Annotated in this window: 16 protein-coding genes and 1 other RNA gene; 8 read left to right on the forward strand and 9 right to left on the reverse strand. The window is 69.0% G+C overall.

Features of this window, described 5'->3' with window-relative positions:
* Positions 1-14: 14 nt before the first annotated feature.
* Genes OU996_RS07215 through bcsA form a run of 4 tightly spaced genes read right to left on the reverse strand, consistent with a single transcriptional unit; the run spans position 15 to position 8,234 of the window.
* Positions 15-2,339, reverse strand: coding sequence for a hypothetical protein (locus OU996_RS07215; RefSeq protein ID WP_267584941.1), 2,325 nt, complete (start codon positions 2,337-2,339; stop codon positions 15-17).
* Positions 2,330-3,379 carry a glycosyl hydrolase family 8 gene (locus OU996_RS07220; RefSeq protein WP_267584942.1) on the reverse strand — a complete coding sequence of 350 codons (1,050 nt, stop codon included), beginning with the start codon at positions 3,377-3,379 and terminating at the stop codon, positions 2,330-2,332. Before OU996_RS07220 ends, OU996_RS07215 begins: the two co-directional genes overlap by 10 nt.
* Positions 3,376-6,021, reverse strand: coding sequence for a cellulose biosynthesis cyclic di-GMP-binding regulatory protein BcsB (locus OU996_RS07225; protein ID WP_267584943.1), 2,646 nt, complete (start codon positions 6,019-6,021; stop codon positions 3,376-3,378). Before OU996_RS07225 ends, OU996_RS07220 begins: the two co-directional genes overlap by 4 nt.
* 5 nt (positions 6,022-6,026) lie before the next feature.
* On the reverse strand, positions 6,027-8,234 hold the full coding sequence (gene bcsA, locus OU996_RS07230; protein WP_267584944.1) for a UDP-forming cellulose synthase catalytic subunit: 2,208 nt from the start codon (positions 8,232-8,234) through the stop codon (positions 6,027-6,029).
* A 289-nt stretch (positions 8,235-8,523) separates the two neighbouring features.
* Between bcsA and bcsN the strand changes: the two genes are divergently transcribed.
* The 3 genes from bcsN to OU996_RS07245 all read left to right on the forward strand — a co-directional run bounded on the left by bcsN (position 8,524) and on the right by OU996_RS07245 (position 11,540).
* A complete protein-coding gene (gene bcsN / locus OU996_RS07235; RefSeq protein WP_267584945.1) occupies positions 8,524-9,666 on the forward strand; it encodes a cellulose biosynthesis protein BcsN in 1,143 nt (380 codons plus the stop codon).
* Between the two features lie 229 nt (positions 9,667-9,895).
* The gene (locus OU996_RS07240; RefSeq protein ID WP_420712751.1) at positions 9,896-10,981 is read left to right on the forward strand and encodes a L,D-transpeptidase family protein; all 1,086 of its coding nucleotides are present in this window, start codon (positions 9,896-9,898) and stop codon (positions 10,979-10,981) included.
* A gap of 10 nt (positions 10,982-10,991) precedes the next feature.
* Positions 10,992-11,540: a GNAT family N-acetyltransferase gene (locus OU996_RS07245; RefSeq protein ID WP_267584946.1), complete on the forward strand. Its 549-nt coding sequence runs from the start codon at positions 10,992-10,994 to the stop codon at positions 11,538-11,540.
* 54 nt (positions 11,541-11,594) lie between these two features.
* Here the strand turns inward: OU996_RS07245 and pyk are convergent, their stop codons facing one another.
* Positions 11,595-13,208, reverse strand: coding sequence for a pyruvate kinase (pyk, locus tag OU996_RS07250; RefSeq protein WP_267584947.1), 1,614 nt, complete (start codon positions 13,206-13,208; stop codon positions 11,595-11,597).
* Positions 13,209-13,785: 577 nt separating this feature from the next.
* Between pyk and OU996_RS07255 the strand changes: the two genes are divergently transcribed.
* From OU996_RS07255 to OU996_RS07270, 4 genes are all read left to right on the forward strand, one after another.
* Positions 13,786-14,937 carry a Re/Si-specific NAD(P)(+) transhydrogenase subunit alpha gene (locus OU996_RS07255; protein ID WP_267584948.1) on the forward strand — a complete coding sequence of 384 codons (1,152 nt, stop codon included), beginning with the start codon at positions 13,786-13,788 and terminating at the stop codon, positions 14,935-14,937.
* Between the two features lie 442 nt (positions 14,938-15,379).
* A complete protein-coding gene (locus tag OU996_RS07260) occupies positions 15,380-15,847 on the forward strand; it encodes a proton-translocating transhydrogenase family protein (protein ID WP_267583759.1) in 468 nt (155 codons plus the stop codon).
* A gap of 10 nt (positions 15,848-15,857) precedes the next feature.
* Positions 15,858-17,261 carry an NAD(P)(+) transhydrogenase (Re/Si-specific) subunit beta gene (locus OU996_RS07265; protein ID WP_267583758.1) on the forward strand — a complete coding sequence of 468 codons (1,404 nt, stop codon included), beginning with the start codon at positions 15,858-15,860 and terminating at the stop codon, positions 17,259-17,261.
* A gap of 111 nt (positions 17,262-17,372) precedes the next feature.
* A complete protein-coding gene (locus OU996_RS07270; RefSeq protein WP_267584949.1) occupies positions 17,373-18,782 on the forward strand; it encodes an extensin family protein in 1,410 nt (469 codons plus the stop codon).
* Positions 18,783-18,800: 18 nt separating this feature from the next.
* Here OU996_RS07270 and dapB read toward each other — a convergent pair whose 3' ends face one another.
* From dapB to OU996_RS07285, 3 genes are all read right to left on the reverse strand, one after another.
* On the reverse strand, positions 18,801-19,607 hold the full coding sequence (dapB, locus tag OU996_RS07275; RefSeq protein ID WP_267584950.1) for a 4-hydroxy-tetrahydrodipicolinate reductase: 807 nt from the start codon (positions 19,605-19,607) through the stop codon (positions 18,801-18,803).
* A 99-nt stretch (positions 19,608-19,706) separates the two neighbouring features.
* Positions 19,707-20,086: RNase P RNA component class A (gene rnpB / locus OU996_RS07280), an RNA gene on the reverse strand.
* A 32-nt stretch (positions 20,087-20,118) separates the two neighbouring features.
* Entirely contained in the window at positions 20,119-21,213 is a 1,095-nt protein-coding gene (locus OU996_RS07285) for a helix-turn-helix domain-containing protein (RefSeq protein ID WP_267584951.1), read from the reverse strand.
* 159 nt (positions 21,214-21,372) lie between these two features.
* Here OU996_RS07285 and OU996_RS07290 point away from each other — a divergent pair, with 159 nt between their 5' ends.
* Entirely contained in the window at positions 21,373-22,482 is a 1,110-nt protein-coding gene (locus OU996_RS07290; RefSeq protein WP_267584952.1) for an alpha/beta hydrolase family protein, read from the forward strand.
* Between the two features lie 73 nt (positions 22,483-22,555).
* Here the strand turns inward: OU996_RS07290 and OU996_RS07295 are convergent, their stop codons facing one another.
* Positions 22,556-22,939, reverse strand: a complete 384-nt coding sequence (locus tag OU996_RS07295) for a lytic transglycosylase domain-containing protein (protein ID WP_267584953.1) — start codon at positions 22,937-22,939, stop codon at positions 22,556-22,558.
* Positions 22,940-23,175 lie beyond the last annotated feature (236 nt).

Below are 23,175 nucleotides of genomic sequence, written 5' to 3' on the forward strand. Positions count from 1 at the left end.
GCAGGCGTCGCGGATCAGTAAGCGTCGCGGGTCTTGCGGGTGGCGGCATCGACGGCGAGCACGCCGCTCATGGCTTCCTTGTTGCCCTGCAGCGAGAGCGCCTTGAACAGGCGGTTGGCCGACCTGAAGTCGCGGATGTGGTAGTAGCTCCACGCCCGCAGCATCATCAGATCCTGCTGCTCCGGGCCGAGCCGGGCACGCTCGTCGAGCGCGATGATCGCCTCGACATAGCGCCCGTCGCGGTAGAATTCGAGCGCGCGCTGGGCGAGAAGGTCGCCGGTGAGCTGGAGCGAGCGGCGCGGGTTCTGCGGCGCTTCGAGCGCGGCGGCCTGCGCCTGATTGGTCATGCCCTTGCGGATATAGGCGAGCGACTTGCCATAGGCGGCATCCTCGGCGACGCGGCCCGAGCCGTATTTGATGGCGTAGTCGAAGGAGGGGATCGCCTCCATCGGCCGGTTGAGCTCCATGAGCTGCCAGCCGCGGGCCACCGCCTCGCTGGCCGCCCCGCCGGAACCGCCGCCCGCCGCCGCATTGCCCGAGCGGGCGGTCGACTGGGCGAGGTTGCGCCGGCGCGGCGGGGTGGGCACGGCCTCGCTGGCATAGCCCTGATCGGCGGTCACGGCGGGGATGGGCGCAAAGCCGGCGCCGGGCTGCGCGGCGTAGCTTCCGCCCTGCTGCGGGATCGGCTGGAACTGCGCCGTGCCGGGGGTGCGCACCGCGCCCTGGTACTGAACACCCTGGGTGCCCTGGAACTGCTGGGGGATCGGCTGGAACGCCTGCCCGGCATAGGACATGGCGGTGGTGGCGCTCGGCGCCGTCGGGTAGTTCACCGCGCCCGGCGCATAGGTGCGGCCGGCGCCGATGGTCGGCTGGCCGATCGGCGGCGGGGTGAGCGTCGGGGTCGGGGTCATGCGGGCGGCGGCGGCCACCAGCGGATCGGTGATGCGCAGCTGCGAGGTCTGGGCGTTGCGCGCCTCGAGCCGGGCGCGGACATTGGGATCGACCAGCGCGACGATGCGCTCGGAGCGGGCGCCCCAGGCCTGCACGATGGCCGCAAGGCGCGCCCGGTCGCCGAGGCGCCAGAAGGTCAGCGCCAGGCCATAGGCGGAGGGCTCGTCATTCGGATCCCAGTTCAGCGCGGTCTCGAACCAGGACTGGGCGGTGACGATCTGCCCGGTATTATAGGCGTACCAGCCCAGCGCCTGCGCGCCCGGCACGTACTTGTCGCGCATGACGACGGGGCTGAAGCGCGCCAGCACGATCTCGTCCAGCACCGGCGGCGGGTCGGCCGTCAGCAGGCTGATGACGACGTCGAGATAGGCCTTGTTGTTCTCGGGCGCGGAATCGCGCCACTCGAAGGCGATCGGCTCGGCTTCCAGCGCGCGGCCGAGGAAGTTCAGCGCCAGCACATAGCCTTCCGCCGACTTGGGGCCGCCCTTGCGGTCGAGCGCCATCTTGAACCAGTCGAGTGCGCGCCGCGCCTCGTCATGGCGGAACAGGTACCAGCCGAGCAGCAGCGGGTCGCCCGGCTGGTCATTCTGCTTGGCGAGCACTTCGAGCCGCTTGATGTCGGCCTCGGGGACCGAATATTCCGGGTTCTCGGCGGCGGCGCCCATGCGGCGGCGAATGAGATCGTCGCGCAGCACGTCGAATTCCGGCTTGCCCTCGGCATCCTTGCGCTCGAGCTTCATCAGATTGGCGATCTGATCGTCGGTCAGCAGCGGGATGGCCTTCTGCATCGTCGCCAGCCGTTCATTGGCGTCGTTGCAGTTGGTCAGCACATAGGTGTAGGCGTCGAGCGCGCGCGGCACCTGATTGGTCTTGGCGAAGGCCTCGGCCACGCGCCAGAGAATGTCGACATTGGTGCAGGTCAGGATGCCCGGCTGGTCGGTGGCGAGCCGCAGCACGGTGTTCCACTGCTGGCCGTCCGAGGCGTTGATGAGGCGCTGGCGGGTCTCGGCCTCGTTGAGCCGGGCGAGAAGGTCGGCCGGCGGCTCCCAGGACGAATCCGCGGCCTGCTTGGCGGCGATGGCGCTGCGCACATCGCTGTACTTGCCCTCGGCATACATCTTCCACATGCGCTCGAGCTCGACATCGGACTGCGGCCCGAACAGGTCGCCGGGCGGGGACCAGTCCGGGTAGAGCGCGCGCAGGCGGGCGATTTCGGCTTCGAGGCGGCGCGTATCACCCTGGGAGGCGAAGTAGCGCAGGGCGGTCTCGTCGACCTTGGGGCGGTTGGTGGTCGATCCGGAGCCTGTCGGGAGCTCGATCTGCTGAGCGATCGCGGGGAGGACGGCGCCTCCCAGCATGATCAGCAGAGCAGCTCGCTTTAGAGACATCTCGGATACTTCTCCGCGACCAAGGCCCAGCCCAAAAGAAACAAAGTCGACGGGTAGTAGAGCGTAGGCTCAAACCGCCGCAGATCGTCCGGGATCGGGGTCGCCGCGAGGGCACAGGCCAAAACCGCGCCGAGCATGCGATAGCCCGGTTCGGTCAGCCGCGTGACCACGCGCCCGGTGGGAATGTCGACAACCGCGGGGGTTCCCCCGTTCTCGGTCAGCCAACTCCTCCGGAACGAATCCTGAAGCTCTGCGTCCGCAATCCCTGCCCTCAACAGGTAAAGAGATATCCTTAACGAATTGTAACCGAAGACCGGGGGAAACCCCTCGGCCACGGTTACCGGTGCATTCGTCGGGGCGGATATCCAGTCGGGCGGCAGGCGCGCGGGACCAAGCTGCGCAATGCGCAGAAGCTCGATGCCGGAGCGCGACAGGGCGTCCCAGTCGGTCTCCGGCGCGAGTTGCTTCATCACCGGAAAAGCTTCGAATATCCAATAGGATAGATTCAGTATAGGGCCGTCCGGCCGGTCTTTTGAACTGAAGCCAATGGCACCGGGAAGAAGAATCGACCGGCTGCCGTCGCGCACGACCAGCTTGCGCCCGAGCGCGCGGGCGATCTTCTGTGCGCTGTCGATATACGGCTGGTATCCCCAAGTCCTGCCCGCCCGAGCCAGTGCATAGGCTATTAACAGATCGCCGTCGCTCGCGGCGTTGACGTCGGTCACATGCGGCTTTGAAGCAGGATCCCAGCGCCATGCAGCGAGTCCGTCGTCGCGAATCAGCAACTCGGTACGCGTGAAACTCCATATGCGCTCAAAGTTACTTCTGTCACCAGCCAAATAGGCCAGCAACATTCCGTAACCCTGACCCTCGCTGTGGCTGATGCCGCCATTGGCGGTGTCGACGACCCGGCCTGAATCGTCGACGAACGCCTTCATGTAGGCGTTCCAGGCGTCGATCGGTAACAGGATGTTCTGGGCCTTCACTGGAAACACCCCGCAGACGAGCACGAGAATGCCGGCTACGAGGTATCTCATCATGTGGGGCGTCCCAGTCGTCGCAGCAGGAAGGCGGTGGCGATGCCGAGCACGGTGCCGGCCACGAGCAGCATCAGGGCATAGGGCATGATGTTGGTCGAGAGCCAGTTCGCCGCGATCATGCGGAAATTACCAAAGGTCAGCGGCTGGGTGACGATGAAGCGGTAGCTCGTCACGTCGCGCCGTTCCACCTCGCCATTGGCCGACTGGAAGGCGACCGCCTGCCCGCCGATGCGGTTCCAGACGGGATCGGCGGTGAAGCGCACCATGTTGGCGGCCAGCGCCTCGGAGGTGCGCCCGGTCACCAGCGTCCACGCCGAGCGGCCATTGGTGCTGTTGCCCTGCGCCATCAGCACCGAGGTGCGCGGCGGCGGCTCCCAGCGCGTGCGCTGCCCTTCCTGGATGCGCAGCGAGTTGAAGCCGATGGAGAAGGTGCGCTGCAGCCAGGCCTCGAAGCCATCGATGATGGCGTAGAAGCCGCCGCGCCCCTGCACGCTGTCACGCCAGCGTTCATAGACCTCGGGCGTGGTCTGCGCGGCGGGCGGTGGCGGGGTCGACGGCGTCGGTGCGGCATCCCCGGCCTGCCGGTTGCGGAACCGCTCCAGCACGTTGTCGTAATTGGCGCTGTCCGTCGAATTGGCGGTGCCGCCCTCGTCGCCAGCCGAGACCACCCAGTTGGCGCGCACGGATTCGGCGATGCTCACCTGGTCGAGCACGCCGGCGGAGATCTGGTCGATGCCGCCGACAAAGATGGCATTGCGGTCGCCGAGCGTCACCGAGGCGGGGGCGGCGTCGATCGGCAGCGGCGCGCCGTTGGATTGCGCGAGGCGGGCCATCAGCGTCGAGGCGGCGGAGAGGGTGAAGGCATCCTGCCGCGCCAGCACCACGGCGATCGGGCTGCCGTCGAGTTCATAGGGGAAGGCGTCGCCGGTAAAGGCGGCGAGGTCCGGCATGCGCCCGATGCGGGCGAAATTCTCCATGGAGAATTCGGAGCTGTCGAACAGCACGAAACGGTTGTCGGCCGGCAGGGTCGCGCCCGGCAGGCAACGGGCGTCGGATTCGGTGTCGAGCACCACTTCCAGCCAGAGCCGGTTGATGCCCGCACGGAAATTGCGCAGCGGGATGAAGATCGGCTCATGCTGGAACAGCCCGCCGCCGCGCGCGGTGATCGGCAGGGTCGAGGCGATCTGCTGGTTCACATAGATGTCGACATGGCTGCCCGGCCGCACCGCGGCGGTGAAGGCGGCGTCGAGATAGAGGTTGGCGTTGCCATAGGCCTCGGCGAAGAAGTCGGGCGGCAGGGCGATCTGGAACTCGGCGCGGTAGCGGCGGCCGGAGAACTCCTGCGTGCTGACGCCGAGATCGGCGAGCCGCACGGTGCGTGCGCCGTTGAACAGTGGGGCACTCGGCGCCCAGCGGGTCAGCGTGTTGATCGCGTCGGTCTGCGGGATGGTGATGTCGTTCAGCCGCTCGATGGCACGGTCGACATCGGCCGGGGTCGGGCCGGAGATGACGAGGGTCGGCGCGCCGAGCCGGTCATCCTCCAGGAAGGTGGTGATGGGCCGCTGGCGCGCATCGCCCGGCGCGTTCGCCATGAGGCGCGGCAGCTCGGCGGCAGTGCCGATCACCACGGTGAGGCCGCCCGGCGGGGTGGGGCCCTGCGCGCCCTCGGCAAGGGTGACGGAGGGGTTGGGGAACTGGCCGCGCACCGACAGGCCCTGCACGACACGCAGCACGCGGGTCGAGCCGCCGCCCTCGATCGGGCCGGGCGTGACCACACGGATGGTGGTGATGCCCTTGGAATCGAAGCCGACCGCCGGCAGGTCGTCGAGCCCGCCGGTGAGCGGGGGGCGCCCGCCGGCGAAGGACAGGCCAGTGCCCTCGCCATTGATCTCGGTCCACAGCTCATAGGTGGCGTTCACCGCGCAGTCGGTGCGGTGGCGCTGGACCACGTCGATGCGGATGAGGTTGGCACCGGCGCGCAGCGTGCCGCGCTGCACGGCGACCGAGAAGCGCGAGGGCTCCTGCGAGGAGGCGATGGGCGTCTCGATGATCGCCTGGCCGTTGATGGTGACGCGGATGCGCGAGGTCTCCGGCATCACCACGACGGCGTTGATGTAGCTGAGCAGGAAGGTCGCCTGCCGGTTCGCCTCTTCCTGGGTGAGGTTGATCGTCCAGGCGCGGGCGGCGGCCTCGCCGGCGAAGATCATGCGCTGCTGCGGGATGATGAAACGGTCGGGCCGGGGCGGCGCCGCCGGCGCGGCAGGTGTGGCGACGCGCGCGGCGGCGGGCGCCGGTTGGCCGGGGCGCATCTGGAACGGGGCGGCGGTGGGCGCCGGGGCGCCGGCCTCGCCGGGCACGCCGAGGCCGGTGGCGGGCAGGCGCTCGCCCCGTACCGGCGCGGCGGGACCGTCCTGCTCGGCAAGGCCGGGCGCGGTGCTGCCCGGCGCGGGCGCGCGGTTGCCGGCGGGCGGGGCCATCGGCACGCCGCCGGGGGCGGTGGTTGCGGGTGCGCTGTAGCCGGAGACCGGCGGCGTCATCGAGAAGCCGGTGCCCTGACCGGCGGCGCCGCTCTGCTGCGCGGCTGCGGCACCGGCGAGGGCGGCCAGGAAGCCGAGCGCCGCGATCGGGTGGAGAGCGCGCATGGTCATTATCCGCGTTTGGCCGGGGCGAGCACCGGGCGCTGGCGTCGCTCCCGCCACAGCTTGTGCAGGTGAACCAGATAGGACAGGCCGCGGCCGGTATGAAAGATCGAAATTCGAAGGAAATTGATAGTACCGCGCAGAACCCCCGGATTGCGGCGCCGGGACTCCTGGAATTTCTTCCACTGGTCGGAATTTGCGAAGATCAGGTCGGCGATCAGCCGGTGATGCATCGGCTCGGTGGGGGCGAATTCGGTGCCGACCAGCGTGCCGTCCGAATCACGCTCGACGTTGCGGATGGTGACCGGCATCGTGTCGATGGCGATGTTGGAGGCGATCGGCTTGAAGCGCAGCACCGCCGCATGGCCGCGCTCCAGCTCCGGCAGGGTGACGTTCGGGTTCGGCCGCACGCGCGCGCCACCGAGCGAGCCGTCGTCGATCATCGCCCCGTAGGACACGCCGTCGATGACGAGTTCGCAGCGCCGCATCAGGTCGACGCGGTGGGTGCGGCGCCGGTTGCGCCGCTCCGACACCACGCCGAGCGCGCAGCCGGCGATGATGATGTTGAGCACGTTCCACGCGCCGACGACGATGATGACATCGGCGTTGAACGGCTCGGTGACCAGCCGCCAGATGGTGACCAGCAGGCCGACGATCAGGATGCCGTAGACGATGAAGAACGGCCGGCCGATCTCCGACACATGGCCCTCTTCCAGCGTCTCGCCCTTGGCGGTGACGTTGAAGGTCGGCTTGTGCGGGTTGGCGATGACCGAGATCAGCGCCGGGAACAGGTAGATCGACTGGATGTATTCGTAGAGCTCGGAAATCCACGGCCAGCGGTAGCGGCCATAGAGGTAGTTCTGCATGAGCAGGTTCACGAGCATGTAGGTCGTCGTGTAGGCGAAGAACTCGGCGCCCGAGGCGTTGAAGATTTCCAGCGAGAAGAACAGGTAGAACAGCGGCGAGATGAGGAACATCAGCCGCGGGTAGGAAAACAGCCAGAACAGCGTGCTGGACATGTAGCAGAGGCGCTGCGGCAGCGAGAGGCCGCGCTTGCCGGGCGGGAAGTGGAACCGCAGGATCTGCATCATCCCCTGCGCCCAGCGCGAGCGCTGGCCGATGAAGCTGGCGAAGGTCTCCGGCTGCAGACCGGCGATGAGCGGGCGGTCGACATAGATCGAGTGCCAGCCGCGCGAATGCAGCTCGAGCGCGGTCTCGGCGTCCTCGGTGATGGTGATGCCCTGGAAGCCGTTGGTCTCCGCCAGCGCCCGCCGGTTGATGACCGCCGCCGAGCCGCAGAAGAAGGCGGCATCCCATTTGTCGAGGCCGCGCTGGATGATGCCGTAGAACATCTCGTTCTCGGACGGCATGTGCTCGAACGTGTCGAGGTTGCGCTCCAACGGGTCGGGATTGATGAAGAAGTGCGGGGTCTGGACGAGGAACAGGTTCTCGTCCTGCAGGAAGAAGCCGACCGTCTCCTTCAGGAAGTCGCGCGTGGGTGCGTGGTCGGCGTCGAACACCACGACGAGGTCGCCGGTGGAGTGCTGGAGGCCGTTATTGAGGTTACCGGCCTTGGCGTGCTCGTTGCGCGCGCGGGTCAGGTAGCGGCAGCCGAGGCCCTCGCACATGGCGGTGAGTTCCGCCCGGCGCTGCTGCGCCTCGGTGGCCTTGGTGATGTCGTCCTGCTGGCACTTCTGGTCGGTGCCGCCATCATCCAGCAACCAGACGGTGAACTTGTCGGCGGGGTAGTCGAGGCTCAGCGCGGCCGAGACGGTGGAGGCGAGCAAATGCGGGTCTTCATTATAGGTGGGAATGAAGACGTCGACGGTCGGCTCCTCGCCCGGCGGGATGGGCGGGGAGACCCGCGAGGGCATGGGCGAGGACACGACGAACAGGCTGAGGAACAGCATGAACACGCTGTACATCTCGGCGATGTAGAGCATGAAGCCGGGGATGAAGTCCTCGATCTGCGAGATCGGCGGCAGCGTCGAGGTCGTCCGCCAATAGACGTAGCGCAGCACGATGGCGGTGCCGAGCGCCAGGGCGATCATGCGGAAGACGCCGACCGGCGGGCCGAAGGTCTTCAGCAGGATCATGGCCAGCACCACGATGCAGCCGGCGATCAAGTGGGCCTGGAGGCTGATCGGCAGGGTGATGAGAAACACCACGATCAGCGAAGAAATAGCCCACAGGCCGGCAACCCATGCCTTGCGCATCGTGTCTTTAGCCTCGGTTCCAGCCGTGCGGGGCCGCACACTACCCACTGTGTCTTACGCTCCAGAGGTTGAGGAAATCTATCCAACGGGCCGCTGGCTTTGTCCGTGCTCGATTCCACCGGAGGGACGGGCAGGATAGAGTCCGCCGACGCACGTGATTCGGGGGCGTCTCGCGTCGATTCGTTGGAAAGCGGGCGGAGTGGGGGGTGTCGTCACGGCGACGGCTCAAGCGCTTGAAGGGCTCATGATTGGACGGAACAGGCGCATAGCTCGCCTCGGGTGTCTTGCGGTGTCCGTCGCCCTTGCCATGGCGGGGTGCGCCCCGTACCCGCTGGTCGGCCAGAATCCGCAGGTCGCCACCGCGACCGTTGAAGTGCCCGTGGCCGAGGCGTTGATCCTCCCCGAGCCGGGCTCGACGCCGCGCGTCGTCACCGTGCTGGAGACGGACTATCTCAACGCGGTCGAGCAGGAGATCGTGCTAGAGACGCAGGCCCGCACGCCCGGCCAGAACGCGATCCATGTCGTGTTCTTCGGCCCGGTGAAAGGCCGCACCGGCTGGGAAAATCTCAAGCAGGACGACTATCTGAACGACGAATTGCTGGACAACGAGATGCTGGAGCGCGTGCCCGGCGTCGCCATGCATGTCTCCAACTATTTCGTCCAGAACCGCTACGGGCCGTTCAACTACGCCATCGGCAATGCCGGCAATGGCGAATTGTGCATCTATGCCTGGCAGCGCATCCAGTCGCAGGTGCCGCTCTATGTGATCTGGCGCGACCGCGGCATCCTGTCCATGCGCCTGCGCCTCTGTCAGGTCGGCGCCAGCGAGCAGGATCTGCTGCGCGTCATGTACCGCTATTCGATCAACGGCTATTTCCTGCCGCAGGCCTGGCAGCCCTATGGCAAGCCGATGGGCGAGCCGGCCGGCCTTGGTCAGATCGGCGGGCCGATGGCCTATCCCTCCGGCCTGCAAGGCGACGGCACCGTGCTTGGCGGCTGGATGGGCGGCGAGCCGCAGCAGACCGCCGCGCCGGCGGAGACCTCGCGCGCCCGCAGCACGCGCCGCTATGGCACGGCCGTGCCGCAGGCCCAGCCTGTCTATCAGCCCGGCGCGCCCGGCGCCTATCCGCAGGGCAACCTCGTCGATCCGGTGGAAGGCTATCCGCAGGTGCCCGGACCGGCCGTATCGAGCCAGCTCGCGCCGAGCACCACGCCGAAGGTGACGCCCGGACAGGTGCCGGCCGGCACGGTGATCGACCGCGCCCCGGCCCGCCCGGTGCAGTCGCCCAGCCAGAGCACGCCTTTCGCCACCCCGCCGACCCTGCCGGGCGTCACGCCGTCCTCCACCCGCACGACGCCGGCGACCTCGACCGTGGGCGAGCCGGTGCGGCTGGTGCCGGGAGCCACGACCTACCCGACCCCCAGCCAATAGGCCCCACGCGGGTCACGATGACGTGAGCTGAGGCGCGCAACACGGCGCGGATCCTTGCCGCGCAAGCTCTCGCGGGTAAGAGCCGTCGCCGTGGTGCCATTTTCTTCATGAATGGCAAACCATGATGGGCGCGATGACGGCCGGCATCGGTGTCCCGCAGGCGACGCCGGGTGGGCCCCGTGCGCGGCGGATCGCCGTCGGGAGCTTGAGTGTGCGTTCGACCAGACTGATGGCCCGGCTGGGCCTTTTGCTTGTTCTCGGCCTTGCCACCGCGCTGGGCGGCTGCGCGTCGATGGATTCCGACGATCGCGGCGCGGTGCCGCTGAGCCCGGCCATCGTGGCGGACATGACCAAGAAGGGCATGACGCCCGAAGACCCGATCATGATCCGCATCTACAAGCAGGAGAGCGAGCTTGAGGTGTGGAAGCGCACCCGCACCGGCCAGTACGCGCTCTTGAAGACCTACCCGATGTGCCGCTGGTCCGGGAAGCTCGGCCCGAAGACCCGCGAGGGCGACCGGCAGGCGCCGGAGGGCTTCTATGAAGTCACGCCGGCGCAGCTCAACCCGCGCTCGCAATATTACCTCTCCTTCAATCTCGGCTACCCGAACCAGCTGGAAACCGCGCTCGGCTACACCGGCAGCGCCCTGATGGTGCACGGCGCCTGCACCTCCGCCGGCTGCTACGCCATGACCGATAATGGCGTGACGGAAATCTACGCCATCGCCCGCGAGGCGCTGAAGGGCGGGCAGCAGAGCTTCCAGGTGCAGGCGCTGCCCTTCCGCATGACGCCGGCCAATTTCGCCGCGCATCGGCGCGACCCGAACCTGGCTTATTGGCGCAACCTTCAGGAGGGGGTGGAGTATTTCAACGTCACCCGCCGCCCGCCGATGGTGACCGCCTGCGCCGGGCGCTACCGCTTCAATGACGGGCCGACGCCGTTCGATGCCACGCTCGATCCGCTCGGGCCTTGCCCGGCGGTGCCCGGCAGCGTCGAGGTGGCCGAGGCGGTAAAGCAGCGCCAGGCGGCGGAGGATGCCGAGGCGGCCGCTCTCGCCGCGGCTATTCCGCCCGCACCGTCCTATGTCGATGGCGGCATGCACCGCAGCTTCCGCGACATTCTGCGCTCCTCCGGCCCGGAAAAGCTCGCGGCCTTTACCTCGCGCAAGATCCCGGTGAGCCAGCCCGACGCGGCGCTGGCCGATCCCTATTCCGGCCGTGCCCTCGCGGCGGCGCCGGCGAGTAGTCCCCCCGCCACCAATGCGCCGGCCGCCGCCTCACTCGGCACGCCGGCCGCGACCGCCGCGCTTCAGTAAGGCGGCGCGGGTGAATTCCCCCCTGGTGCAGGTGCGCACGGCGACCGACGCCGACATGGATGCGGTGCAGGCGATCTACGCCCATCATGTGCTGACCGGCACCGCCTCCTTCGAGGAGGTGCCGCCGACCCTCGACGAGATGCACGCCCGCCGCGCCGCCATCCTCGGCCATGGCCTGCCCTATCTGGTGGCGCAGACGCGCGAGGGTGTCGTCGGCTATTGCTACGCCACGCTTTACCGGCCCCGCCCGGCCTATCGCCACACGCTTGAGGATTCCGTCTATGTCGCACCGGGCCAAGGCGGGCGCGGCATCGGCACGGCGCTGATGGGCGCGCTGATCGCCCGCTGCGAGGCCGGGCCGTGGCGGCAGATGGTGGCGGTGATCGGCGACAGCGCCAATGCCGGCTCCATCGCCCTGCACAGCCGTCACGGCTTCGCGCCGGTCGGGGTGTTCCGCGATGTCGGCTTCAAATTCGGCCGCTGGCTCGATTCGGTGCTGATGCAGCGCCCGCTGGGCGCTGGCGCGACCTGCCTGCCGCCTCCCAAGCCGGACCTCTGAAACGAAAAAGGCCCTCCATGCGGAGGGCCTTTCTGTTGGTCGGTGAGGTCGGCTTCAGGCCGGACGGCGCGCGCCGCCATTGCCGCCGCGACGCTCGCCGGGCTTGCCGGCACCGCCCGCACCCTTGCCGCCCTTGGCGACGGGCTTGGAGCGGGTGACGGCGCCGCCGCGATTCTCGCGGGCGGCCGCGCGCGGCTTGGCCGCTTCCGCCGGCTTGTTGCCGGGCAGGCGGGCCAGCATCACCTTGTCGATGGTGACGAGGCGCATCACGTTGGTGGTGCCCGGCGTCGCGAAGGGCACGCCCGCGGTGATGGCGATGCGGTCATTCTCCTTGGCGAAGCCATGCTCGAGCGTGACCTGCGTCGCCTTGGTCGCCATCTCGCCGAAGGTGTGGATCTCCTCCGGCGCATGGACGACATGCACGCCATAGGACAGCACCAGCCGGCGGGCGGTGGAGAGCTGGCTGGCGATGCCGACGATCGGCACGCGCGGCCGCTCGCGCGCGGCGTGCAGCGTGGTGGTGCCGGAGAGCGTGTAGGTGACGATGGCCGCCGCATCGACCGACATCGCCGCCTGATAGGCCGCGTGCGTCACCGCGTCGGCGACCGTGGTGCCGGCCTCCGGGCGCTGCGATTCGATGATGGCGCGGTAGCCAGGGTCGCGCTCCACGTTCTTGATGATCTGGTCCATCATCGCGACCGCCTCGACCGGGTACTGGCCGGCGGCGCTTTCGGCGGAGAGCATCACCGCGTCGGCGCCGTCATAGACGGCGGTGGCGACGTCGGAGACCTCGGCGCGGGTCGGCACCGGGGCGGAGATCATCGATTCCAGCATCTGCGTGGCGACGATCACCGGCTTGCCGAGACGGCGCGATTCGCGGATCACGCGCTTCTGCAGCGCCGGGATTTCCGGCAGCGACAGCTCGACGCCGAGATCGCCGCGCGCCACCATGATGCTGTCCGACAGCTCGGTGATGCGGGTGAGGTGCTCGACCGCCTGCGGCTTCTCCAGCTTCAGGTTGATCTGGGCGCGGCCCTGGATCAGCTCCTTGGCCTCGATCACGTCCTCCGGGCGCTGCACGAAGGACAGCGCGATCCACTCGACGCCGAGGTCGAGGGCGAAGAACAGGTCGGAGCGGTCCTTGTCGGTCAGCGCCGAGACCGGCAGCACGACGTCAGGAACGTTGAAGCCCTTATTGTTGGACAGCCGGTTGCCGGCGATCACCTGGGCCTCGATGAAGCCATTGCCCTTCTTGACCACGCGGACGCGGACCTTGCCGTCGTCGAGCAGCACGGTCGAGCCCTCATGCAGGACTTCGAGAATCTCGGGATGCGGGATCGGCACGCGCTTCTCGTCGCCCGGAGTCGGGTCGGCGTCGAAGCGGATGGTGGTGCCGGCGGTCAGGGTGATGGCGCCGTCGACAAACTTGCCGAGGCGAAGTTTCGGCCCCTGCAGATCCGCGAGTACGCCAATGGGACGGCCGACCTCGGCTTCCAGCGCCCGCACGGCCCCGAGCACACGGCCGTGGTTCTCCTGCGTGCCGTGGCTGAAATTGAGCCGGAAGACGTCGACGCCGGCCATGTAAAGGGCCTTGATCATCTCCGGGCTCGAAGAAGCGGGTCCAAGGGTCGCCACGATCTTCGTCGCGCGTTCCCGCCTGATCACCATGTCATCCTCCGTCGTGGCGTGCGCCGCTGGTCGCCAGCACGCCTTCATATGGACCAAAACACCGCCGCTGTCTCTGGCGGGTTATCTTGCACTGCAACGTGTCTGTGCCGCGACGCGGCGTTCAATTCTTCGCGGGGACAGCGAGGCGGCGCGCTTGACCTGTCGGTAACTTCCGCCCTTACTGGACGTGCATCGCAGGCGCTCTGGCACCCTTGCCTCGTGTCGGATCGCGTGAGACCTCCGGCCGGGCGACCTGGCGCTCCGGGGTCGGAGGGGGCGGGTGCTCTGGCACCCGTGGCGGCGCGCCGATGGCGCGCACGGCCTGTGGTTCCCATGCGAGGCCGAGGTCGTCAACCATCTTCGCGACGGCCTGACGGAATCATCTTGCTGGCATTCGGAATTCTGTATACCAATTCGGGGTGAGGCCGACCGGCTTCCCGTGTGCGCCTTTGGCGACCGGGCGGCGGCGGCTTCCGCGAGAGACCGCCGGGGGCCACCTCATGCCCGGTGCCGCCAACGCCGGTGCGGTCGACAAGCGAATAACAGCCGACGAAACGGCCTTCGGGAGGAGGAAGATATGCGCCTTTCCGTGTTGAAGGAAACGGCCGCGACAGAGCCACGGGTTTCGGCGTCTTTGGAGACGGTGAAGCGATTTGTGGGTCTGGGCGCGGAGGTTGTGGTTGCGTCGGGGGCGGGGCTCGCTTCGGGCGTGAGCGATGCGGAGTTTGCCGGCGCGGGAGCGTCGATCGCGGCGGATAATGCGGCGGCGATTTCCGGCGCGGATGTCGTGCTGGCGGTGCGCCGGCCGGAGGCCGCGGCGCTCAAGGGCGTGAAGCCCGGCGCGCTGGTGATCGCCATCGCCGACCCCTATGGCAATGAGGCGGCGCTTGCCGAGATCGCGGCGATGGGCGCCAGCCTGTTCGCCATGGAGCTGATGCCGCGCATCACCCGCGCGCAGGTGATGGACGTGCTGTCCTCCCAGGCCAACCTTGCCGGCTACCGCGCGGTGATCGACGCTTCCGCCGAGTTCGGCCGGGCCTTCCCGATGATGATGACGGCGGCCGGCACGGTGCCGGCGGCGCGCGTCTTCGTCATGGGCGCGGGCGTCGCCGGTCTTCAGGCGATCGCCACCGCCCGGCGCCTTGGCGCGGTGGTCTCGGCGACCGATGTGCGCCCGGCGGCGAAGGAACAGGTCGAGTCTCTCGGGGCGAAGTTCATCGCCGTCGAGGACGAGGAGTTCAAGCAGGCCGAGACGGCGGGCGGCTACGCCAAGCAGATGTCGGCGGAGTATCAGGCCAAGCAGGCGGCGCTCACCTTGAGCCACGTCGCCAAGCAGGACATCGTCATCACCACGGCGCTGATCCCCGGCCGCCCGGCCCCCAAGCTCATCTCGGCCGAGATGGTGGCGGCGATGAAGGCGGGCTCGGTGATCGTCGACCTCGCGGTCGAGCGCGGCGGCAATGTGGTCGGCGCGGTGCCCGGCGAGGTCGTGACGACCGACAACGGCGTCAAGATTGTCGGCCATCTCAACGTGCCCGGCCGTCTGGCGGCGACCGCCTCGCAGCTCTACGCCAAGAACCTCTACGCCTTCGTCGAGACGCTGATCGACAAGGGGTCGAAGGCGCTTGCCGTGAAGTGGGACGACGAGCTGGTGAAGGCGACGCTGCTGACCAAGGACGGGGCCATCGTGCACCCGAACTTCAAGCCGGCCGAGGCGAGCGCGGCCTGACCGCGCCGGCCTCCCGCGGGCCGTCCTTCCGTCGTCATCCCGGACGGCCGCAAGGCCGAGCCGGGATCGTCCGCCCCCACCTTGTCATCCCCGGCCCCGGACTTGATCCGGGGGTTGACCCGGGGATCCACGACCGGGCGCTCCGCCTGGCTTCGTCCCTCCAGCGGCTCCGCTGGATCCCCGGGTCAAGCCCGGGGATGACGGCGAGAGGGATGGGGATGACGGCGAGAGGGGCGGGGGACGGTCGGACGGGATCGGGTCGGATCGGCAGGGCCGGGGTCGGGCACCCGACAGGGCGCCCCGCGCCCACCAGACCTTCCGGGCGCTTGGCGCCTGACATGACGAAACATCCGGGCGGTTGCGCCCGGCACCTTCAGGGGACAGGCCGGTCGCGGCGCGGCAGATGCAGCGACCCGGCGTCGAGGCTTCAGGGGATTAGGAAATGGCCAATCCGGTAGCGGGCGATCCGATCGCCCAGAACGCGGTGGAGGGCGCGCGCACCGCCGCGGAAGTGGCGCGGCAGGCGGCGGAGGCGGCGCAGGCCTATGCGGACGCGGCGACCCAGCATTATGCGGAGATCGCGGGGAACGCGGCGCACGCTTTGTCGGGCGGGGCGATCGATCCCTTCGTGTTCCGCCTCGCCATCTTCGTGCTGGCGGTGTTCGTCGGCTATTACGTGGTGTGGTCGGTGACCCCGGCGCTGCACACGCCGCTGATGAGCGTGACCAACGCCATCTCCTCGGTGATCGTGGTCGGCGCGCTCTTGGCGGTCGGCGTCGACACGGTGGCGGAAGGCACGGGCTGGGCGCGGGGCTTCGGCTTCCTCGGCCTCATTCTGGCGGCGGTGAACATCTTCGGCGGGTTCCTGGTGACCAGCCGCATGCTCGCCATGTACTCGAAGAAGAAGTGAGGGCGCCCCGATGAACGCCAATATCGTCGCGCTGCTCTACCTCGTCTCGGGCGTCCTGTTCATCATGGCGCTGCGCGGGCTCTCCAGCCCCGCCACCTCGCGCCAGGGCAATCTGTTCGGCATGGTCGGCATGACCATCGCCATCCTGACCACGCTCGCGGCGTCCCCGCCGGCGGGTCTGGGCGGCTGGGCGCTGGTGATCGGCGGCCTCGCCATTGGCGGCGGCGCCGGCGCCTATATCGCCAAGAACATCGCCATGACGCAGATGCCGCAGCTGGTCGCGGCCTTCCACTCGCTGGTCGGCCTGGCCGCGGTGATGGTGGCGGCGGCCGCGCTCTACGCGCCGGAAGCCTTCAACATCGGCCTGCCCGGCGAGATCCACGCCCAGGCGCTGATCGAGATGAGCCTCGGTGTCGCCATCGGCGCGATCACCTTTACGGGTTCCGTGATCGCCTTCGCCAAGCTCAACGGCAATATGAGCGGCAAGCCGATCCTGCTGCCGGCCCGCCACCTCATCAACATCGCGCTGGCGGCGCTGATCGTGGTGCTGATCGGCGTGCTCACCGTGACCGAGAGCCACACCGTGTTCTGGCTGATCGTCATCGCCAGCCTGATCTTCGGCGGCCTCCTGATCATCCCGATCGGCGGGGCGGACATGCCGGTCGTGGTGTCGATGCTGAACTCCTACTCCGGCTGGGCGGCGGCGGGCATCGGCTTCACGCTGGGCAACACGGCGCTGATCATCACCGGCGCGCTGGTGGGCTCCTCCGGCGCGATCCTGTCCTACATCATGTGCAAGGGCATGAACCGGAGCTTCGTCTCGGTGATCCTCGGCGGCTTCGGCGGCGACGCCGCGGCCGGTCCGGCGGGGGCGGTCGAGACGCGGCCGGTCAAGCAGGGCTCGGCCGAGGACGCGGCCTTCATCATGAAGAACGCGGCCAAGGTCATCATCGTGCCGGGCTACGGCATGGCGGTGGCGCAGGCCCAGCACGCGCTGCGCGAGATGGGCGACCGGCTGAAGGCCGAGGGCGTCGAGGTGAAATACGCCATCCACCCGGTGGCGGGCCGCATGCCCGGGCACATGAACGTGCTGCTGGCCGAGGCCAACGTGCCCTATGACGAGGTGTTCGAGCTCGAGGACATCAACTCGGAGTTCGCGCAGGCGGATGTGGCCTTCGTCATCGGCGCCAATGACGTGACCAACCCGGCGGCGAAGACCGACCCGACCTCGGCGATCTACGGCATGCCGATCCTGGACGTGGAAAAGGCCAAGACCGTGCTGTTCATCAAGCGCGGCATGGCGGCCGGCTATGCCGGCGTGGAGAACGAGCTGTTCTTCCGCGACAACACCATGATGCTCTTCGCCGACGCCAAGAAAATGGTCGAGGATATCGTCAAGAACCTCGGGCATTGAGGCATTAGTTAAAAAATCGAAATAACGGCCGGGGGATCTCCTCCGGCCGTTTTTGTTTGTGCTTGGTCTTGCTTAACCGGCTGTCAACCAAGTTCGGCCTAGCTTGCGCCCATGACGCGCGGCGTATCCTGGTTTCTCGTAGCCCCGCTCGTCCTTCTGGGGCTTTCCGGTTGCAAGTTCGGGCTGTTCGATCGGCGCGAACCCTGGCGCTCGGAAGCTGAGGAACGGTGTCTGGCGGGGGGCGAGGTCAAGCCCTCCGCCTACATCATCCCGATCCGGGAGATTGACGGCGCCGGCACCTGTGGCATGGACCATCCCTTCCGGGTGCTGGCCTTCAACCAGGGCACGGTGGAGGTGGCGCCAAAGGCGACGCTTGCCTGCCCGATGACCTCCGCCGTCGACCGCTGGATGCTCGAGGACATACAGCCCGCCGCCATGGCCTGGTTCGGCCAGCCCGTGGCGAAGGTGAAGCAGATGTCCTCCTATTCCTGCCGCAACATGAATGGCGGGCCGGCGGGCAAGATCTCCGAACATGCCTTCGGCAATGCGCTGGACATTGGCGGCTTCGAGCTGGCCGATGGCCGCATCATTCTGGTCAAGACCGGCTGGAAGGGTCGCCCGGACGAGCAGGGCTTCCTGCGCACCGTGCAGGCAACCGGCTGCCAGCGTTTCACCACCACGCTCGGGCCGGGCTACAACATCTATCATTACGACCACATCCATGTGGACCTGATGCGCCGCGCCGGGCGCACCTCGTGCAACCCGAACGTCACGCCGCCGCGCCCGCCCAATCTGCCGGTGTTCAAGGCGCCGCCGCTGCTGCGGCCGATGCCGGCCGGGCCGATGGCCAATGCGGCGGAGGGTGAGGCCGAGCCGGGCACGCAGGAGGATTTCGGTCCGGGCAGCGCGCCCGCCGCCGCTCAAGGCTCGCTTTATCCGGCAGCCGGCTATCCTGCCGCCGCCCCGGCCTATCCCGCGCCCGTCGCTCGTGCGCCGGCCGCGCCGGCGGCGGCGCCCGCGCCGCTGGGAGCGCCCGGCGAGCCGATGCCGCTGACGCCGCAGCCGGGCTATGGCGCGACCTATGGGCATGGCGTCGATCCGAATTACCGCACGCCCGCGCCGCCGCCGGCCGTCCGGCCCGCGACGGGCTATCCGGCCCAACAGGCCTATCCGCCGCAAGGCTATCCGGTTGGCGGCTATCCGGCGGGTGGCTATCCCGGTCAACCGGCGCCGGCGGCCTATCCGGCGCAGGGGTATCCGACCCAAAATTATCCGGCTCAAGGTTACCCAGCGCCCGCGCCGAAACCCGCCGCGGCGCCCAAGCCCGCGCCCGCCACGACGCGGCCGCCCGGCGTGCCATTGCCGCCGGCCGCCATTCCGCTCGCCAAATGGCTGGGGCTGGACACGACGCCGACCGGTTCAACCGGCACGGCTTCGTCCAGCAATGTGCGCTCCTTCACCAATGAGCGGCGCTTCGCCAGCCCGATCCCCGGCCCGGAGGCCGAGGGCGGCACGGACTGAGGTCCGGCTGACCGGCGATCAGTCCAGCAGCGTATCGAGGCCGCGCCGCACCCCGGTCCAGCCGCTGACCTTGCGCGTCGCCAGCAGCGTGCCGGCGACATAGGGCGCGGCCGAGGAACCGGCGTCGTGGCGGATGGTGAGCCGCTCGTCCGGCGCGCCGAAGATCGCCTCCACGCCGAGCACGAAGGAGGGAAGCCGCAGCGCATGGACGCGCACCTCATGCGCTCCCTCGCCAAAGGCGCCGCCGCGCGTTTCCGGCACGCCGACCACCTCGGAAACCGGGCGGCTGGTCGCGCCCTGCCGCACGCCGGCCAGCGCCTCGGCGAGTTCCCGGCCGGTGCCGGAGGGTGCGTCGGGCTTGGCCGCAGAGGCGTAGTCGATGAGCTCGACATCGGCGACATATTTCGCCGCTTCCAGCGTGAAGCGCTTCAGCAGCGTCGCGGTGACCGAGAAATTACCGGCGGCGAGCAGGCCGCGCCCGCGCGCCATGGCTTCCGTGTCGAGCTCGGCATAATCGGCGGCGCCGAGACCGGAGGTGCCGATGACGACATGCAGCCCGCCCTTCAGCGCGGCGAGCGCATGGGCCTTCACCACATTGGGCTTGGTATAGTCGATCAGCACATCGGCCGGGGTGGCGAGCGCCTCCTCGATGCGGGCGACGACCGGCACGCCGGAGGGCTTGCCGTCCAGCGCGACGCCGAGATCGGTGCCGGCATGGTTGCGCGAGATGGCCGCGACGAGTTCGAGATCGGGCGCCCGGGCGATGGCGGGCACGAGGGCGCGGCCGACCCAGCCGGTGGCGCCTGCGAGAATGATGCGGATCATGCGGTGTCCCCTTGGTTGCCGGAAGGCATAGCAAAGCCGGCGCCCGCCGGCCATGTGCCGGAAGGGCAGGGCCTTGACGGTCCTTGCGCGGGGGGATTGGGTGCCAGCCGGCCTGTAAGCCGGGTTCTGTAAGGCGGGATTGCTCCCGCGCGACGGCCATTCCTCTGGGACGCCAGTTACCTGGCGCCTCGAGCAGTCAACCCGGGCGGCTGTCCGAAGACAGGACATGAGGCGAACCTCGCGCCACCCCTATACGACTTTGCTCCCGGTGGGGTTTGCCCTGCCGCTTCCGTTGCCGGACGCGCGGTGCGCTCTTACCGCACCGTTTCACCCTTGCCGCGGGCGAACCCGTGGCGGTCTGATTTCTGTGGCACTTTCCCTGGGGTCGCCCCCGCCGGACGTTATCCGGCACCGTGTCTCCGTGGAGCCCGGACTTTCCTCGGCATTCTTGCGAATGACGCGGCCGTCCGGCCGGCTGGCGGGGCAGCAATGGGGGAGGCGGCGGGCGCCGTCAAGGGCGCGGGGCGATCTCTCCGGTGGGCGGCGGGCTGGCGGCGGCGCGCCATTCGGTCGGGCTGAGGCCGGTCAGGCGGCGGAATTCGCGGTTGAAGTTGGATTTGGTGCGGAAGCCGGCATCGAGCATGGCCTGCGTCACCGGCGCGCCGGCGGTCAGCGCCGCGCAGGCCGCCTCGACCCGGAAGGCGTTGACGAACTGGCTGACATTGCGCCCCTCCACCCGGTTCACCGCGCCAGACAGCGCCTTGGCGGGCACACTCAGCCGGCGGGCGAGGCGGGCGAGGGTGAGGTCCGGGTCGGCGGCGAGCTTCTGCGCCTGCAACAGCGCGCGGGCGCGGGCGACCAGCGCGCGGTCGGCTTCAAGCGCCGCGCCATCGCTGGCCGGGGCGGGCGACAGGGGAAGGGCGTCCGCCTCCTCATCGGGCTCGTCGCCGGCGCGTTCCAGCCCGGCGAGGCCGAGCGCCAGCAGGAGCAGCGAGGAGGTGAGGCTGACGATGACGCCGCGCCAGGCGATGGCGCCGGCGAGATCGGCGAGGGTGATGGCGAGATCGCTGAGCGCCGAGCCGAGCAGCAGCAGCGCCAGCAGCCGCCAGGCGGTGAGCGAGGGCCCGCCGCTCTCCAGCCGGATGCGCGGCAGCGCATCCTCGCCGCCGCGCAAGGCCAGCAGCATCGCCGCGCCATAGGCAATGAAGACGAGGACGATCACCGCGTCGAGCGTCACCGGCGCGAAGGCGAGGCAGAAGGCGGTGAACACCGGCGCGCCGAGATGCACCCAGTCGCGCGCGGGATCGACCGGCCGCACCGCGCTGGCGAGGAAGGCGAGATAGGCGGCGACCGGCACCAGCGTCGCGGTCACCGGCTGCACCGGCCGCAGCGCCTCAATGCCGTAATATTGCGTGGCGGCCACGATCAGCGATTGCAGGGCCGCGAGGCCGACCAGCGCGCGCTGCCAGCCATTGCCCTCGCCGCGCAGGAGGAGCCGCAGCAGCAGATAGAGCAGCAATGCCGCCGCGAAGACCGGGACGGGGAAGGCGGGCATGGCGGCCAAGTGGGCCGTAAATGGGGCGGTGAAATGGGCGGGCTCGGGCATGGCGGGCTCGGTAGGCCGGCGCGGGGGAGGCCGGGGAGGGGGCGTGCTCCCTTCTTCCGTCCTCAAGCCGGTTCCTGTCGACCTCTATCCGGTTTCAGGTCTCCTCGCGGGACGATTTTCGCTGCTGTGCGCTCCGGCATCCCGCCACGGAGACCCCCCATGACCACGTTTCCCGCCCGTCCGTCCACCCGCCGCCCGCACTCTCGGCAGGTGCTCGCGCTTGCGCTACTTCTGGCGCCGCTGTCCGGCCTTCCGGCCGCGGCGCAGGAGGCGAGCCCGTTGACGAGCCCCGCCGCGCCGATCCCCGGCCATGAGCGGCTCGACATTGCCGCGCCGCTGCGCGGGGCGCCGCTCAAGGCGTCGGTCTGGTACCCGACGCAGGGGCGGACCTACCGCGCGCCGATCGGCGACAATGCCGTCTTCATCGGCGCGCCCGCCTATATGGGCGCGCCCTATCCGGCCGGAAAGCTGCCGCTGGTGCTGCTCTCGCATGGCTCCGGCGGCAATATCGACAGCCTGTCCTGGCTGGCGAACGGGCTTGTCGCGCAGGGTTTCATCGTTGCTGGCGTCAACCATCCCGGCAGCACCTCCGGCGACAGTTCGCCCCGCCGCAGCGTCCGGCACTGGGAGCGGGCGCAGGATGTGCGCGCGCTGCTCGACGGCCTGCTTACGGACCCGGAACTCGGCCCGCATATCGACACCAGCCGGATCTCGGTGCTCGGCTTCTCGCTCGGCGGGGTGACGGCGATGACGCTCGCCGGCGCGCGCCCGGACCGCGACGCCTTCGCCCGCTACTGCGCCGTGCCGGCCGAGGGGAAGAAGGACTGCCTGTTCTTCTCCAAGGGTGGGGTGGCGTTCGACGAGGTGCCGAAGGGGCCCTTCGAGCAGGATCTGCGCGACCCGCGCATCAGCCGTGTGGTGGCGGTCGATCCGGCCATGGCCAAGGTCTATACGCCGGACAGCCTGAAGGGCATCACCGTGCCGGTCGAGGTGGTCAGCCTGGGGAACCCGGTCTGGGAGGCCGTGGATGTCGGCCCGACCGGCGGCAACTTCGCCGCGTTCATCCCGCATTTCGTGCATGAGACCATCGCGCCGGCGGACCATTACAGCTTCCTCGCTTTGTGCAAGCCGGCGGCGCCGGAACTGCTCAAGGCCGAGGGCGAGGACCCGATCTGCGCCGACCCGGCGGGGGCGGACCGTGCCAGCGTGCATCAGCAGGTGATCGCGCGGGTGGCCCGCTTCCTCACGGCGGCGGCGCCGGGGAATTGATCACGCGCGGGGCGGGCGGCGCTACGCACAACCTGTCGTCCGCCCGCCCTGCACGCGAAACGCGTCGGCCGGATTAATTGGCCGCCATGATGGTGCGGGCCTTGCCGCAATAGGCCCGCGCGGCGGACGACATGCGGGTGGCGCCATGGCCACCCTGGTAGCGCATCACGGTGCCGCAGGTATCGCCACCCGCCAGCCGATAGGCCCCGGCGAGGTAGCGCATGCCGAACTTGATGTTGGTGGCGGGCTCGTAGAGCGCCGCGCGCGAGCCGGTGTAGCCGACGCCGCGCGCGGTCTGGTGCTTGATCTGCATGAGCCCGACCTCGCCGGCGCGCCCCGTCGTCCGCACGTTCCAGTTGCTCTCGATGCGCACCACGGCGCGGGCCAGCGCGACGGGAATGCCGTTCGCCTTCGCCTCGCGGTCGACCAGCGCGACCAGTTTATCCGTTCCCGTCACAGATGTTTCCGGATGAAGGCTCTCCAGCGAGGACGAACGATCGTTGTTCGACGCGGCATGGGCGAGAGTGGCACCGCTCAGACTGATGAGTGAAGTCACAAGGGAAGCACAGACGAGACGCGAGATCAGCATTACCGGGCTGTAGCCTTTTCAGGATGATGACGAGGCCGGCGAAAAGCCTGGACAATCTGACCCGAATGAGGCTCGGCTGGCCCATGTCTCGCCCTAGACATGAA

The organism is Ancylobacter sp. SL191 (assembly GCF_026625645.1).
In the GTDB taxonomy this organism is placed as follows: domain Bacteria; phylum Pseudomonadota; class Alphaproteobacteria; order Rhizobiales; family Xanthobacteraceae; genus Ancylobacter.